Annotated in this window: 12 protein-coding genes and 1 riboswitch; of the genes, 1 reads left to right on the forward strand and 11 read right to left on the reverse strand. The window is 67.7% G+C overall.

What is annotated here, in order from left to right; all coding sequences use genetic code 11:
- Positions 1-21: 21 nt before the first annotated feature.
- Entirely contained in the window at positions 22-2,907 is a 2,886-nt protein-coding gene (gene gcvP / locus IE325_RS42495) for an aminomethyl-transferring glycine dehydrogenase (RefSeq protein ID WP_190075559.1), read from the reverse strand.
- Between the two features lie 176 nt (positions 2,908-3,083).
- Positions 3,084-3,179: riboswitch (glycine riboswitch) on the reverse strand.
- A 114-nt stretch (positions 3,180-3,293) separates the two neighbouring features.
- Here gcvP and IE325_RS42500 point away from each other — a divergent pair.
- Entirely contained in the window at positions 3,294-3,701 is a 408-nt protein-coding gene (locus IE325_RS42500) for a PRC-barrel domain-containing protein (RefSeq protein ID WP_190075560.1), read from the forward strand.
- A 154-nt stretch (positions 3,702-3,855) separates the two neighbouring features.
- Here the strand turns inward: IE325_RS42500 and IE325_RS42505 are convergent, their stop codons facing one another.
- The 10 genes from IE325_RS42505 to clsA all read right to left on the reverse strand — a co-directional run bounded on the left by IE325_RS42505 (position 3,856) and on the right by clsA (position 14,131).
- Positions 3,856-5,355 carry a DNA polymerase IV gene (locus IE325_RS42505; protein WP_190075561.1) on the reverse strand — a complete coding sequence of 500 codons (1,500 nt, stop codon included), beginning with the start codon at positions 5,353-5,355 and terminating at the stop codon, positions 3,856-3,858.
- A gap of 116 nt (positions 5,356-5,471) precedes the next feature.
- Positions 5,472-6,134 (reverse strand): MerR family transcriptional regulator, encoded by a 663-nt coding sequence (locus IE325_RS42510; protein WP_190075562.1) that lies wholly within the window; start codon positions 6,132-6,134, stop codon positions 5,472-5,474.
- 265 nt (positions 6,135-6,399) lie between these two features.
- Positions 6,400-6,873, reverse strand: a complete 474-nt coding sequence (locus IE325_RS42515; protein WP_004002801.1) for a bifunctional nuclease family protein — start codon at positions 6,871-6,873, stop codon at positions 6,400-6,402.
- Positions 6,874-6,958: 85 nt separating this feature from the next.
- Positions 6,959-7,696 (reverse strand): transcriptional regulator FtsR, encoded by a 738-nt coding sequence (gene ftsR, locus IE325_RS42520; protein WP_190075563.1) that lies wholly within the window; start codon positions 7,694-7,696, stop codon positions 6,959-6,961.
- Positions 7,697-7,736: 40 nt separating this feature from the next.
- Positions 7,737-8,642, reverse strand: coding sequence for a zinc-ribbon and FHA domain-containing protein (locus IE325_RS42525; RefSeq protein ID WP_190075564.1), 906 nt, complete (start codon positions 8,640-8,642; stop codon positions 7,737-7,739).
- A gap of 61 nt (positions 8,643-8,703) precedes the next feature.
- Positions 8,704-9,564: a DUF881 domain-containing protein gene (locus IE325_RS42530; protein WP_190075565.1), complete on the reverse strand. Its 861-nt coding sequence runs from the start codon at positions 9,562-9,564 to the stop codon at positions 8,704-8,706.
- Between the two features lie 5 nt (positions 9,565-9,569).
- On the reverse strand, positions 9,570-9,902 hold the full coding sequence (locus IE325_RS42535; protein ID WP_003988855.1) for a small basic family protein: 333 nt from the start codon (positions 9,900-9,902) through the stop codon (positions 9,570-9,572).
- Entirely contained in the window at positions 9,899-10,804 is a 906-nt protein-coding gene (locus IE325_RS42540; protein ID WP_190075566.1) for a DUF881 domain-containing protein, read from the reverse strand. Before IE325_RS42540 ends, IE325_RS42535 begins: the two co-directional genes overlap by 4 nt.
- Positions 10,805-10,911: 107 nt before the next feature.
- Complete coding sequence (locus IE325_RS42545) at positions 10,912-13,407, reverse strand: mannose-1-phosphate guanyltransferase (RefSeq protein ID WP_190075567.1); 2,496 nt, start codon at positions 13,405-13,407, stop codon at positions 10,912-10,914.
- A gap of 115 nt (positions 13,408-13,522) precedes the next feature.
- Positions 13,523-14,131: a cardiolipin synthase ClsA gene (gene clsA / locus IE325_RS42550; RefSeq protein WP_190075568.1), complete on the reverse strand. Its 609-nt coding sequence runs from the start codon at positions 14,129-14,131 to the stop codon at positions 13,523-13,525.
- Positions 14,132-14,293: the final 162 nt, after the last annotated feature.

Here is a 14,293-nt window from a genome sequence, read left to right on the forward strand (position 1 = left end):
CTTCGGTCTGTGCTACGAGGCTCAGTCGTCGTAGGCGTCCAACGGCGGGCAGGAGCACACCAGGTTCCGGTCGCCGAAGGCCTGGTCGATACGGCGCACCGGCGGCCAGTACTTCTCGGCGGCCGACACCCCGGCCGGGAACACGGCCTCCTCACGGCTGTAAGCGTGCTCCCACTCACCACCCAGCGCACCCGCGGTGTGCGGAGCGTTGCGCAGCGGGTTGTCATCGGCGGGCCAATCTCCCGCCCCCACCTTCTCGATCTCCGCGCGAATGGCGATCATCGCCTCGCAGAACCGGTCGAGTTCGGTCAGGTCCTCGGACTCGGTCGGCTCGATCATCAGCGTCCCGGCCACCGGGAACGACATCGTCGGCGCGTGGAAGCCGTAGTCGATGAGCCGCTTGGCGACGTCGTCGACGCTCACGCCGGTCGCCTTGGTCAGCGGCCGCAGATCGATGATGCACTCGTGCGCGACGAGCCCGCCCGGGCCGTTGTAGAGCACGGGGTAGTGCGGCTCCAGCCGCTTCGCGACGTAGTTGGCCGACAGCACGGCCACCTGCGTGGCCCGCTTGAGCCCCTCGCCACCCATGAGGCGCACGTACGCCCAGGAGATCGGCAGGATCCCCGCGGACCCCCAAGGCGCGGCTGAGATCGGGCCGACGCCCGTCTCCGGCCCGGCGGCGGGCTGCAGCGGGTGGTTCGGCAGATACGGCGCGAGATGCGCCCGCACACCCACCGGGCCCACCCCGGGACCGCCACCACCGTGCGGGATGCAGAAGGTCTTGTGCAGGTTCAGGTGCGAGACGTCGCCGCCGAAGTGGCCCGGCTTGGCCAGCCCCACCAGCGCGTTGAGGTTGGCGCCGTCCACGTACACCTGCCCGCCGGCCTCGTGCACCTGCGCGCAGATGTCGGCGACATGCTCCTCGAACACACCGTGCGTCGACGGGTACGTGATCATCAGCACCGACAGCTCGTCCCGGTGCTTCTCGATCTTGGCCCGCAGGTCCTCGACGTCGATCTCGCCGTCCTCGGCGGTCTTCACGACGACGACCTTCATGCCGGCCATCACGGCGCTGGCGGCGTTCGTGCCGTGCGCGGAGGACGGGATGAGGCAGACGGTGCGCTGCTCGTCCCCGTTGGCCCGGTGGTATCCGCGAACGGCGAGCAGTCCTGCCAGCTCGCCCTGTGATCCGGCGTTGGGCTGGAGCGACACCTTGTCGTACCCGGTGACCTCGGCGAGCCGCTCCTCCAGCTCACGGATGAGCGTGAGGTAGCCCTGCGCCTGCTCGGCGGGCGCGAAGGGGTGCAGCTGCCCGAACTCCGGCCAGGTGACCGGCTCCATCTCGGTGGTCGCGTTGAGCTTCATCGTGCAGGAGCCCAGCGGGATCATGCCGCGGTCGAGCGCGTAGTCCCGGTCGGCGAGCCGGCGCAGATAGCGCAGCATCGCGGTCTCGGAGCGGTGCTGGTGGAAGACGGGGTGCGTGAGGTAGGCGTCGGTGCGCAGCAACCCGTCCGTGAGCGTGTCCTCGGTGTTCGCGTCCAGGGCCTCAATGTCTCCCTCGACGCCGAACGCCGTCCATACGGCGCCCAGTTGGGCCCGCAGGGTGGTCTCGTCGCAGGCGATCGAGACGTGGTCGGCGTCCACGAGACGCAGATTGACGCCGTTCTGCCGGGCGGCGGAAACGACCTCGGCGGCCTTCCCGGGCACCCGCACGGTCAGCGTGTCGAAGTAGGAGCCGTGCACGACCTCGATACCACCGGCCGCGAGCCCCGCGGCCAGGATCGAGGCGTACCGGTGGGTCCGCTGCGCGATGCCCCTGAGCCCCTCGGGCCCGTGGTAGACGGCGTACATGCCGGCCATGACGGCGAGCAGCACCTGAGCCGTACAGATGTTGCTCGTGGCCTTCTCCCGCCGGATGTGCTGCTCACGCGTCTGGAGCGCCAGCCGGTAGGCCTTGTTCCCGTCGGCGTCCACGGACACGCCCACGAGCCGCCCGGGCAGGCTGCGCGCGAACTTCTCGTGCACGGCCATGTAGCCGGCGTGCGGCCCACCGAAGCCCATCGGCACACCGAACCGCTGCGTCGTACCGATCGCGATGTCCGCCCCGAGCTCACCGGGCGACTTGAGCAGCGTGAGCGCGAGCAGATCGGCGGCGACGGTGACGAGGGCACCCAGCTCATGGGCCTGCTCGATGACGGGCTTGATATCGCGTACGACACCGGAGGCACCCGGGTACTGAAGGAGCACGCCGTTGATCTCACGCGAGGCGACGTCGGCCGGGATACCGCCACTGAGGTCGGCGACGACAACCTCGACCCCCGTGGGTTCGGCACGGGTCTCGATCACGGCGACCGTCTGCGGCAGCACATCCGCGTCGACCAGGAACAGCCCCTTCTTGTTCCTGCCCATGCGCCGGGCCAGGGCCATGGCCTCGGCCGCGGCGGTCCCCTCGTCGAGCAGCGAGGCTCCGGAGGTCGGCAGCCCGGTCAGGTCGGCGACCATGGTCTGGAAGTTGAGCAGCGCCTCGAGCCGCCCCTGAGAGATCTCCGGCTGATAAGGCGTGTAAGCGGTGTACCAGGCCGGATTCTCCATGACATTCCGCAGAATGACGGGCGGCGTGAAGGTCCCGTAGTACCCGAGCCCGATCATGGAGTCGAGGACCTGGTTGCGATCGGCGAGGGACCGCAGCTCGGCGAGCACCTCGGCCTCGGTGCGGGCCCCGGGCAGATCCAGCGAGTCGGCATTCTTGATCACATCAGGCACCGCTGCTGCGGTCAGCTCGTCGAGGGAGCCGTACCCGACCTGGGCGAGCATCTTGGCGCGGGCCTCATGATCGGGACCGATGTGACGCTGCTCGAACGGGATTCCCTGTTCGAGCTCGGAGAGCGGAATGCGATGGGCGGTCATTGCGGAGGCCTCCTGGTCTGACACGACCTTCGAGGGGCACCACGGCGCGGGTACCCGGACGGCCTCCCCCTCTGTCATCTCAACCTGAGAGCTTCACCGGGGCGCCCGAGGACGTCCGGCTTTCACCGTCGGTGAGAGCGGAAGCCGTCGACACCCGCCCTGCTTTCCAGAGTGACCTCGTCCGTGCGGTACGTGAGCCTGAGAGATTCCGGGGAGGATTTGCTCCTTCGGCGCCTCCGATGATGTCCGGAGGACTCTCCCGCACGGGGTCAGCAGCCGCTAGAAAGCCTACCAGCGAGGTCAACGCACGAACCTTCGAGTGGCCGCTCTCACCATTCTGCCTTTTCGTAGTGCTTACGGATGAGGTGCGACCAAGTGGAGGGCCCGTGCAGACCGACATCGATCCGCGCAACCTGATCGGCCGCAAGGCCTTCGACCGCAACGGCACCAAGATCGGCACCATCGACGAGGTCTACCTCGACGACGCCACCGGAGTGCCGGAATGGGCGGCGATACGCACGGGCCTCTTCTCCCGCGACGCCTTCGTCCCCCTGGAGCCCAGCGAACTGGTGGAGGGCACCCTCCAGGTCCCCTTCGACCGCACCCTGATCAAGGACGCCCCCGACTTCGGCGTAGGCCGCCACCTCTCCCCCGAACAGGAACTCCAGCTCTACCACCACTACGGCCTGGACGTAACAGCCCCACCCCCACCCCCCGACCGAGACTTCGGCACCCTGGCCCCCACGGACACCCCGGACGACAACGACCCCAGAACCCCCCACACCCACCCCTGACACCTCCACCACGCACAGCCCCACACACCGCCGACCTACCTGCGCACCATTCCGGGCCCTCACCCCGGACACGCCTGCACGCCCCGTTCGCGTCCTCACCGCAGGCACGCCCGTACACCGCTCCACTGCCACTGTGGACACGCCTGTGCGCCCCCTACCCCGGCACCACAGGCGACTCCCCCACCCCTAAAGCCCCATCAGTCACATCAGCCCCACCCATCCCCGCCCCCTTCCCATCCCCCAACTCCACCAACGGCAACGGCTCCGCCCCCTCCAACCCCGGATCATCAACCCGAAACGTCCGCACCCGCCCCGGCTCCGACCCAGGCGTCTCGAACCGCACAGTCACCCGCCCAAGCCCACTCCCCTGCACCCACCCAGGCCCATACTCGGCATGCCGCACATCGTGCCCCGCAAGCCAGCGCCGCTCACTCGCCCCCTCCGCCGGCAGCCCCACCCCCGGCTCCTCACCACCGCCCCGCCCCGACTGCTCCGCGACTCCCGCAACTCCGCCGACTTCCCCATCTCCCCCCGGTCCCCTCTGCTCCCGGTCCCCCACCTCAGAACGCTCCGCCCGCTCCCCCGCAGCCTGCGCGAACAGATCCTCCTGCGTGTAGTCGGCCAGCCCACTCACCCCGACCCCCAACAACCGCACCCCACCGGTCGTATCCACGGACTCCAGCAGCCGCGCAGCAGCCTCCCGCACCACACCCGGATCATCCGTCGGCCCACGCAACGTCTCCGACCGCGTCAGAGTCGAAAAGTCATACCGCCGCACCTTCAGCACAATCGTCCGCCCCGATAGCCCCGCCTCCCGCAACCGCCGCACACAACGCTCCGCCAGCCGCTGCACCTCCATCCCCACCCGAATCCGGTCATGAATGTCCACGTCATACGTGTCCTCGACCGACACCGACTTGGTCTCCCGCTCGGCCACCACGGGCCGATCGTCATGCGCCAGAGCCATCGCGTACAGGGCATGCCCATGGGCCTTGCCCAGCAGCCGCACGAGCTCGTCCTCCCCCGCCTCGGCGATCTCCTCGACGGTAAGGATCCCGGCCCGCCGTAGATGGTCCCCGGTCGCCGGCCCCACCCCCGGCAGGGTCCGCACCGACATCGGCCCGAGCAACGCCCGCTCGGTCCCCGGCTCGATCAGCACCATCCCGTCGGGCTTGGCCTGCTCCGAGGCGATCTTCGCCAGCATCTTGGACGCGGCCAGACCCACCGACCCGGCGAGCCCCGTGGCCCTCCGTATGTCCGCCCGCAGCTTCGTCCCCACGAGCCGCGCCGACGCCCCGTCCCAGGCCTTTCCCGCAGCCTCCAGGTCCACGAACGCCTCGTCCAGGCTCAGCGGCTCCACCAGCGGCGACAGCTCCCGGAGCAGCCCCATGACCTGATCGCTGATCTCACGGTAGATCCCGAACCGCGGCACGAGATACGCGGCATTCGGTGCCAGCCGACGCGCCTGCCCCATGGGCATGGCCGAGTGGACCCCGAAGACCCGGGCCTCATAGGACGCGGTGGCGACGACTCCCCGCGGCCCGAGCCCGCCCACGATCACGGCTTTCCCGCGCAGGCTCGGCTTGGATGCCTGCTCCACCGAGGCGTAGAAGGCATCCATGTCGAGATGCAGAATCGTGGGCGCGTTTCTCACATCTCCGATGCTGCCTCACGCCACTGACAATGCCCTGCTACGACCGACCGCCCACAGCCAACGCATCCCGGCACCCCGCCCACCGGGACCTCTGACACCGCGACACCGGGGTCCGCTCAGACCGCCCGATTACGCCGCCGAGCCAGTTCGTCCGCCGGGTTGTGCCCGATGAGCGTCTCCCCGGTGTCGATCCGCTCCCCGTGCAACTGCGACAGGGCACTCTCGACGTCCCGCCACACCACGCCCACGGCGATCCCGAAGATCCCCTGCCCACCCTGCAGCAGCGCGTGCACTTCGTCCGGCGAGGTGCACTCGTACACGGTCGCACCGTCGCTCATCAGCGTCATTCGCTCAAGATCGCGAAAACCCCGCTCCCGCAGATGCTGCACGGCGGTACGGATGTTCTGCAGCGACACACCGGTGTCGAGGAAGCGCTTGACGATCTTCAGGACGACGACGTCCCGGAAGCTGTACAGCCGCTGCGTCCCCGACCCGTACGCGGGCCGCACGCTGGGCTCGACGAGGCCGGTGCGCGCCCAGTAGTCCAGTTGCCGATAGGTGATGCCGGCGGCCGCACACGCCGTCGGACCGCGATAACCGATCTGCTCGGTCGCCATGGACGCCGCCCCTCCGCCGCTGCTGCTCGGCACGCCCGTCGGTCGCTGCGGAGCGGGATCGGCCGCGCTGCCTTGAAGAGCGCTTTGAAGCGGGTACGGGCCGTTCGCCCCGAGACTGTGCCCGGGGGCTCCCCCCACCGTACCGTCGCCGCTGCTTCTCACGCCGACCTCCGTCCTTGACCTGCCTTCTCGACGGTAGGCAGTCACCGGGGGTGCGTCAACGATCGCCACACTCGGCACGCCGAGTGATAATCACCCTAGGAGTGGTTTCCCGTACCCCACCGCGGGGAAAGGCTAGCCGAATGCGCTCGGAGCGGGCCTCAGGACGCTCTCGCTCGCCGCTGGCAAATGCCAGCATTTGAGTTGTAACCGACTGTGGGCCACACCACCACGGACCGCAAGTCCGCCCGGCACGGCCCACACCGTCTCACTGGCTGCTGGTGCCGAAGTCCTCGGGCGAGATCTGGTCGAGGAACTCGCGGAACTTCTCCACCTCGTCCTCCTGCTCGTCCGGGATGGCGATGCCGGCGTCGTCGAGCACCCCGTCGCTGCCGTAGATGGGCGTTCCGGTGCGCAGGGCCAGCGCTATGGCATCGGACGGACGGGCGCTCACCTCGACGCCGCTGGCGAACACCAGCTCCGCGTAGAAGACGCCCTCACGCAGGTCCGTGATGCGCACTTCGGTGAGCTCCTGGCCGACGGCCTCCAGCACGTCCTTGAACAGGTCGTGGGTCAGCGGTCGCGCGGGGGCCATGCCCTGCTGGGCGAAGGCGATCGCCGTCGCCTCCCCCGGCCCGATCCAGATGGGGAGGTAGCGGTCGCCTCCCACTTCGCGCAGGAGCACGATCGGTTGGTTGGAGGGCATTTCGACCCGGACACCTACGACATCGAGCTCGTTCACACAGCAACCCTAGGCCGTGCTCGGGACGTTTGGGTAGTCGGGCAGAGAACGGGTGGCCGATCCGGCCTCTGTGTGCATGCCCCGCTCAAGGCAGCCGCACCCCGAGAGCCGTCTGCACCAACGCGGCGTGCAGCTTCACGGTGAGCCCGGCCAGCTCCTTGGCGCGCGCCTCGGCGTGAGCCCTGGTCTGAGGGTTGCGATGCCGCTTCAGGGGAGCCACGACCTGGTCCACGAGCCCGGCCTCACGGTCGGCCGCGGCCTTCATGACCCGAAGATGCCTCGGCTCGATCCCGAACCGCCCCAGCTCGGCCACGAGCGAGGCCACGGTGACCGCCTCCGCGTCGTACACCCCGTCCGGCAGCGGAGTGATCAGGCCGTACGACTCCCACTCCTCGAGCTCCCGCTCACCGATCTCGGCGGCGGTCAGCAGTTCGGCCCGACCTATCCGAGCCGCTGTGGGCCCTTCAACGGGCTCCAGGACCGTTTCTCCATCCCGCTGACGGCACACCGTCGGCAGCGGTGCCGCCTCGCCGCGCGCCATGGCGTCCAGGTGCTCCCGGATCACCTTGAGGGGCAGATAGTGGTCCCGCTGCATCCGCAGGACGTGACCGAGCCGCTCGACGTCCTGCGCGCTGAACTTGCGATACCCCGAGGGGGTTCGTTGCGGCTCGACAAGGCCCTCCGCCTCAAGGAAGCGGATCTTGGAGATGGTGATGTCAGGGAATTCCGCACGCAGCACGTTCAGCACCGTGCCGATGCTCATCAGCCGACCGTCCGTGGCGGCGATGCCATGACCGGCACCGCCGCTCGGTGTTTGCAGCATGGACCTTCCCTGGGTTTCCCCGGATGGGCTCCGGGGAGGGTCAGTAAGCCCGCTGGCTCGCGTAGAAGACCAGCCGGTACTTGCCGATCTGCACCTCGTCGCCGTTGTTCAGCGCGACCTGGTCGATCCGCTCGCGGTTGACGTACGTGCCGTTCAGGCTGCCGACGTCGGCCACCGTGAACGAGCCGTCCTGGGCGCGACGGAACTCGACGTGCCGACGCGAAACCGTCACGTCGTCCAGGAAGATGTCGCTCTGCGGGTGGCGACCGGCCGTCGTCAGATCGCCGTCCAGGAGGAACCGGCTGCCGGAGTTCGGCCCGCGGCGCACCACCAGCAGCGCGGAGCCCAGCGGCAGCGCGTCGACGGCGGCCTGGGCCTCGGGGGACAGCGCCGGGATCTGCGTCTGGCCGGTGGTCTCGGCGTCGTAGGCCTCAAGACCGGAGATGGAGATCGTGGAGGTCGTCTCGGACGGACGCTCGGGCACGGCACCGGCCCGCAGCGGCGCTCCGCAGTTGGAACAGAAGCGGCTGTTCTCCGCGTTGCGGTTACCGCACCTCGTACACACCAGGGCCGACATCGGGGAAAACCCTCCACCCGTACTTGAGGTTGACGGTTGCCCGAAACCTATGCCGCCGGACTGGCCAGGGTCAACTGACGGCGCGCCCTGACCTCCGGAAATGTCACCACCCGGCCCAGGTACCTGGTCCCTGAACAACGGGCGCTGCCCATCCTCGTCCCCCTGCGCGCGGTGACGAGCGGTCGCGTTGGCGTTGTCCTCTCGCGCGCTCTTGCCGAACAACTTCGCAAACAACTTCACGGGCGATTCCCCTTGACCGAAACAGACCCGCCCGTGGGGCAGGACGAACCCTGACTGCTCTTTCTGGCCGACTCGGACATCTTCACAACGTCCGTCGCCACCAGACAGTTTCCACCACGCACCACCCATTCGGTGCGCCGACCCCCCGCAACCTCATGCCCTCCCCGGACGTCCCCCATGCACCCCCGGTTCACTGGGAGGACGACCGAGCGTAGTCAGGCCGCTTCGCCGCTCGCAAGGCGTCCACAACGATCTTGTCCGACCGCTCGATCGTCACGGTGGCCTGCTCCTTCTCCAGGGTCTGCACCACGCCTCCAGGGATGTTGAGCGCCGGTTCGAGGTCCTGCGGTTTGCCGATGACTTTGAAACGATAGGGCGCGTTGATCTTGTTCCCGTCGACGCTCACGCTGTTGCCGGAATCGGTCAGATAGGTGCCGGCGACAACGCGTACGCCGTTCACCTGGATCGCTTCCGCGCCCGCGGCGCGCAGCTCCTGGATCGCGTCGAGCAGCATGTTCGCCTTGACCGTCCCTTTCGTGTCGTCGATGGTCATCGTGATGCCGGGTCCCTGCGCGGCCACCGTGCCCGCCAGAATGCCGAGTTGTCGCTCCTTCTCGACCGTCTGCCTGCGGGCCTCCTCTGCCTGGTTCGAACTGTTCTCCAGTTCGTCGCGCTGCTTCTCGAGACCTTGCTTCTCGTCCTCAAGACGCTGAGTACGGTCGTCCAGTTCATCGAGGATGCGAACGAGATCTTCCTGACGTGCCCCACGCAGCGCACTGTCGCTGTCGCTGTTCGAGGCGACCTGGACAGCCAGACCGAACCCGAGGCCGAACAGCAGCAGGGCGACAATGAGTTGGGCCCGGGTGACGCGCGGCGGCCACAGCCCGTTCACGAGCCGCTGCCGACCGGTCAGCGCCACCCCGTCCTGCTGCCCCTCAGAGGCCTCGACAACACTCCCAGGAGCGCCCTCGGCCTCGGCGGCACCCGCCGGCACCTCGTCGGGCAGTTCCTTGCGCAGCCTGTGCTCCGGCGTCTCGTCCTGGTTGCTCATCGGCCTCACGCCCGGAACACGTGCCGGCGGATCGCGGCAGCGTTCGAGAAGATCCGGATGCCGAGGACGACGACGACACCCGTGGACAGCTGCGCCCCCACGCCCAACTTGTCGCCCAGGAACACGATCAACGCGGCCACGACCACATTGGACAGGAACGACACGACGAAGACCTTGTCGTCGAAGATCCCGTCGAGCATGGCCCGCAGACCTCCGAAGACGGCGTCCAGAGCCGCCACGACGGCGATCGGCAAGTAAGGCTCGACGACCGCCGGAACCTCAGGCCGGACCAAGAGTCCGGCCACGACTCCGACGACGAGGCCCAGTACGGCGATCACGATGTGCCCTTCTCGGTTTTCTCGGTGTTCGGCTGTGCTGTACGTACGGTCACGCTCGGTGCGGCGGGCAGCCGGAGGTCGTCCTGCACGGAGATGTTGGTCCGGATCCCGAAGTTCTCCTGCAGGGCGTTCAGGTACAGCCCGTCGGCACTGTCCTGGAACCGACGGCTCAGCCCCTCCCCGTCCCCCACCGCGAGCACCGTGTACGGCGGAACCAGCGGCTTGTTGTCGACCAGTATCGCGTCACCCGCGGCCCTGATCGCCGACAGGGCGGTCAGCCGCTGCCCATTGATCGAGATGGCCTCGGCACCCGACTCCCAGAGCCCGTTGACCACACGCTGCATATCTCGGTCGCGCACCCGCCCGGTGTCGGAGAACCCGGAGGACCCCCGAGGGTCACCGTCGCCGTCCGTGCCCGCTTCCTTGGCGTCGTTCACGATCAGCTTCACGCCGGGCCCGTGCACCTCCACCGCGCCCGCCAGAACGCCTACGAGCTCCGCCTGGTCGCTGCCACCCGACGTCTTCAGGGCCTCGCGCTGCCGGGCGCTCACATCGGCGCGCAACTCGTCGACGGAGTCCTCGAGCTTCTCCGCCGCCGCCGTCTCACGGTCGATACGGTCGATGAGCTCCTCGCGCTCCTTGGCCATGACGGGGGCCGCGACACGCGCCTGCGCCGCCCCCACGGTGACCACGAGCGCCGCGAGCACCAGCCCTGCGGCAAGCCCCAGCTTCGCCCTCAGTGTCTTGGGCAGGCCCCTGTCCCCCGCCGCCCTCTTGCGCGCCGCGGCCTCGGCGTATCCGTCGTCAAGGCTGTGATCCATGACGTTGGTGAGCAGCGACATGGAGGCGTCCGGACGCGAAGGGGGCGTAGGTGTGCTCCGAACGGGGGGCGGCTGCGGCATGCCGCACATCGTCGCACGTCGCGACCACTACCTCCGAATGGCCCCACCGGCGTGCCGGACAGGCCCCTTTGGGGACGCCTGTCCGGCACGCGCGTGTGCTCGGTGCTTCACCGGCCGGCGCTGTCCACAACCGCCGACCACTCGTCGAGCAGGGCCTGTGCGGACGCGTCGTCCGGCCCTTCGGCCCACAGGTGGGTGACCGCTTCCGCCGGGTCCGGCAGCACCATCACCCAGCGCCCGTCGGTCTCCACGACCCGCACGCCGTCGGTCGTGTCGACAAAGCGATCTCCGGCCTCCTCGACGACCCGCCGCATCACGAGTCCCTTGACCGCCCACGGAGTCGCAAGATCCCGTTTGATGACATGGGCCCGCGGAATCCGCGCATCGATCTGGCTCAGCGTGAGCTGCGTCCGCGCCACCAGCCCGATCAGCCGTACGAAGGCCGCCGTACCGTCGAAGACACTGCTGAACTCCGGAACGATGAACCCGGCCCTGCCGTCACCGCCGAAGATCGTGGTCTCATCGCGACCGACCCGGGTGAGGTCGTCCGGAGAAGTGGTCGTCCACTCGACCTGCGTCCCGTGGTACGCCGCCACCTGCTCGGCGATCCTCGTCGTGGTCACCGGCAGCGCCACACGCCCGCTGCGCCGCTCCGCCGCCACCAGGTCGAGCATGACCAGCAGGGCCCGATCGTCCTCGACGATCCGCCCCTTCTCGTCGACCAGCGACAGCCGCTCACCGACCGGGTCGAACCGCACCCCGAACGCCGCCCGCGCGGAAGCCACGATCTCTCCCAGCCGCACCAGCCCCGACCGCCGCGCATCCGCGGACTCGGTCGGCCTCGACTCGTCGAGACCAGGATTGATGGTCAGCGAATCGACCCCGAGCTTCCCGAGCAGACTGGGCAGCACAAGCCCGGCGCTACCGTTCGACGCATCGACGACGACCTTGAGCCCCGACTCCGAAATCCCCGTCGTATCGACATTCCGCAGCAACGACCCGGTGTACGAATCGAAGACGCTGGCCGGAAAATACAGGTCCCCGATCTCTCCCGGGAACGCCCGCCGGTACTCCTGCCTTGCGAAGACCCGGTCCAGCTTCCGCTGACTGGCCTGCGACAGATCGGCCCCCTGCCCGTCGAAGAACATGATGTCCACGGAATCCGGAACCCCGGGCGTCGTCCGAATCATGATCCCGCCGGCACTACCCCGCGCGGTCTGCTGCCGCGCCACGGGCAGCGGTACGTTCTCCAGATCCCGTACGTCGATGGCGCTGGCCTGCAATGCGGAGATGACCGCCCGCTTCAGCGCCCGGGCACCACGCGAGTGATCGCGAGCCGTGGTGACGGTGGAGCCCTTCTTCAAGGTCGTCGCATAAGCGCCGGCGAGGCGCACAGCGAGCTCGGGCGTGATCTCCACGTTCAGGATTCCGGAGACCCCACGGGCGCCGAAGAGATGCGCCTGTCCCCTCGACTCCCAGATCACCGAGGTATTGACGAACGCGCCGGCCTCGATGGTCTTGAACGGATACACACGCACGTTGCCCTGAACGATCGATTCCTCACCGATCAGACACTCGTCACCGATGACCGCGCCGTCCTCGATCCGAGCCGCACGCATGATGTCGGTGTTCTTTCCGACGACGCAACCACGCAGATTGCTGTGCTGCCCCACATACACGTTGTCGTGCACGACAGCCTTGTGCAGAAAGGCTCCGCTCTTCACGACGACGTTCGAGCCGACGACGGTATGCTCCCGGATTTCCGTACCGGCCTCGACCTTGGCGTAGTCACCGATGTACAGCGGCCCACGGAGAACAGCATCGGGATGCACCTCGGCACCCTCCGCCACCCACACTCCTGGAGAGATCTCGAAGCCGTCGATCTCGACGTCGACCTTGCCCTCCAGCACGTCGGCCTGCGCCTTCACATAGCTCTCGTGGGTGCCGACGTCCTCCCAGTATCCCTCCGCGACATAGCCGTAGACCGGCTTGCCTTCCTTCATCAGCTGCGGGAAGACATCGCCGGACCAGTCCACGGGCACATCGGGCTCGACATAGTCGAAGACCTCTGGCTCCATGACATAGATCCCGGTGTTCACGGTGTCCGAGAAAACCTGACCCCAGGTCGGCTTCTCCAGGAAGCGCTCGACCTTGCCTTCCTCATCGACGATCGTGATGCCGAATTCCAACGGATTGGGCACCCGCGTCAGACAGACGGTGACGAGCGCACCCTTTTCCTTATGGAAATTGATCAGCTCGGTGAGGTCGAAGTCGGTCAGCGCATCGCCGGAGATGACGAGGAAAGCATCGTCCTTCAACGCCTCTTCGGCGTTCTTGACGCTTCCGGCTGTACCGAGTGGCTTCTCCTCATTGGCATAGCTGAGCTCCATTCCGAGCTCTTCACCGTCACCGAAGTAGTTCTTGACCAGCGAAGCCAGGAACTGAACGGTCACGACGGTTTCATTCAGCCCATGCCTTTTGAGCAGCCGCAGAACGTGCTCCATGATCGGCCGGTTGGCCACCGGCAGGAGCGGCTTGGGCATGCTTGAGGTCATGGGGCGAAGGCGCGTGCCTTCGCCTCCGGCCATCACGACGGCCTTCATGTCGGAAGCGTCCTCCTCGAAGAGACGACGGTCTAGCCGACTTCACCCGTCCAGATTGTCCCGCACTTTTCCGCCGCGGGCCATCGAGCCGTTACGGCCGCTTCAATCCGCGAGTTCACTCGGCCATGGCGTCCGCTCGGACCAGGCGGCGGACTTGTACCACGTAGAGGACTCCTGCCCACCAGTACAGCGTTGTACCCCATCCGGCGAACGCCCATCCGAAAATAGCAGCGAGTGACGCGATCCATCCACTTCCGTCACTCAACAGCAGCAACGGGAAGGCATACATCAGGTTGAACGTAGCTGCCTTGCCAAGGAAGTTCACCTGCGGCGGCGGATAGCCGTGGCGCCTGAGGATGCCCACCATCACCAGCAGAACCAGCTCTCGCGCCAAAAGTACAGCCGTCAACCAGAGCGGCAGAATCTCGCGCCAGGTGAGACCGACCAATGTCGACAGAATGTAGAGCCGGTCGGCCGCAGGATCCAGAAGCCGGCCGAGGCTGCTGACCTGGTTCCAACGTCGCGCGAGCTTGCCGTCCAGATAGTCACTGACGCCGCTCAGCGCCAACACCAGAAGGGCCCAGCCATCGCTCTTCGGCCCGCCGAACTCAGGCCGGAGGATCAGCCACAGGAACAGCGGCACTCCGAGGAGCCGCGCCATGCTGAGGATGTTGGGGATGGTGAGGACCCGGTCCGTCTGGACACGGGTCTCCTGGACCTCCACCCGGGGGCCTCCTGTGGGAAAGGTACCTACGATGCCCCCTGACCCTACCTCAACGCAAAAAAGCTCTGGCTCTTGGGCTGTTTGCCCAAGAGCCAGAGCTCTAAAAGGAGTTCGGCGGCGTCCTACTCTCCCACAGGGTCCCCCCTGCAGTACCATCGGCGC

Origin of the sequence: Streptomyces lanatus, from assembly GCF_014655715.1 — a bacterium.
Taxonomy (GTDB): Bacteria; Actinomycetota; Actinomycetes; order Streptomycetales; family Streptomycetaceae; genus Streptomyces; species Streptomyces lanatus.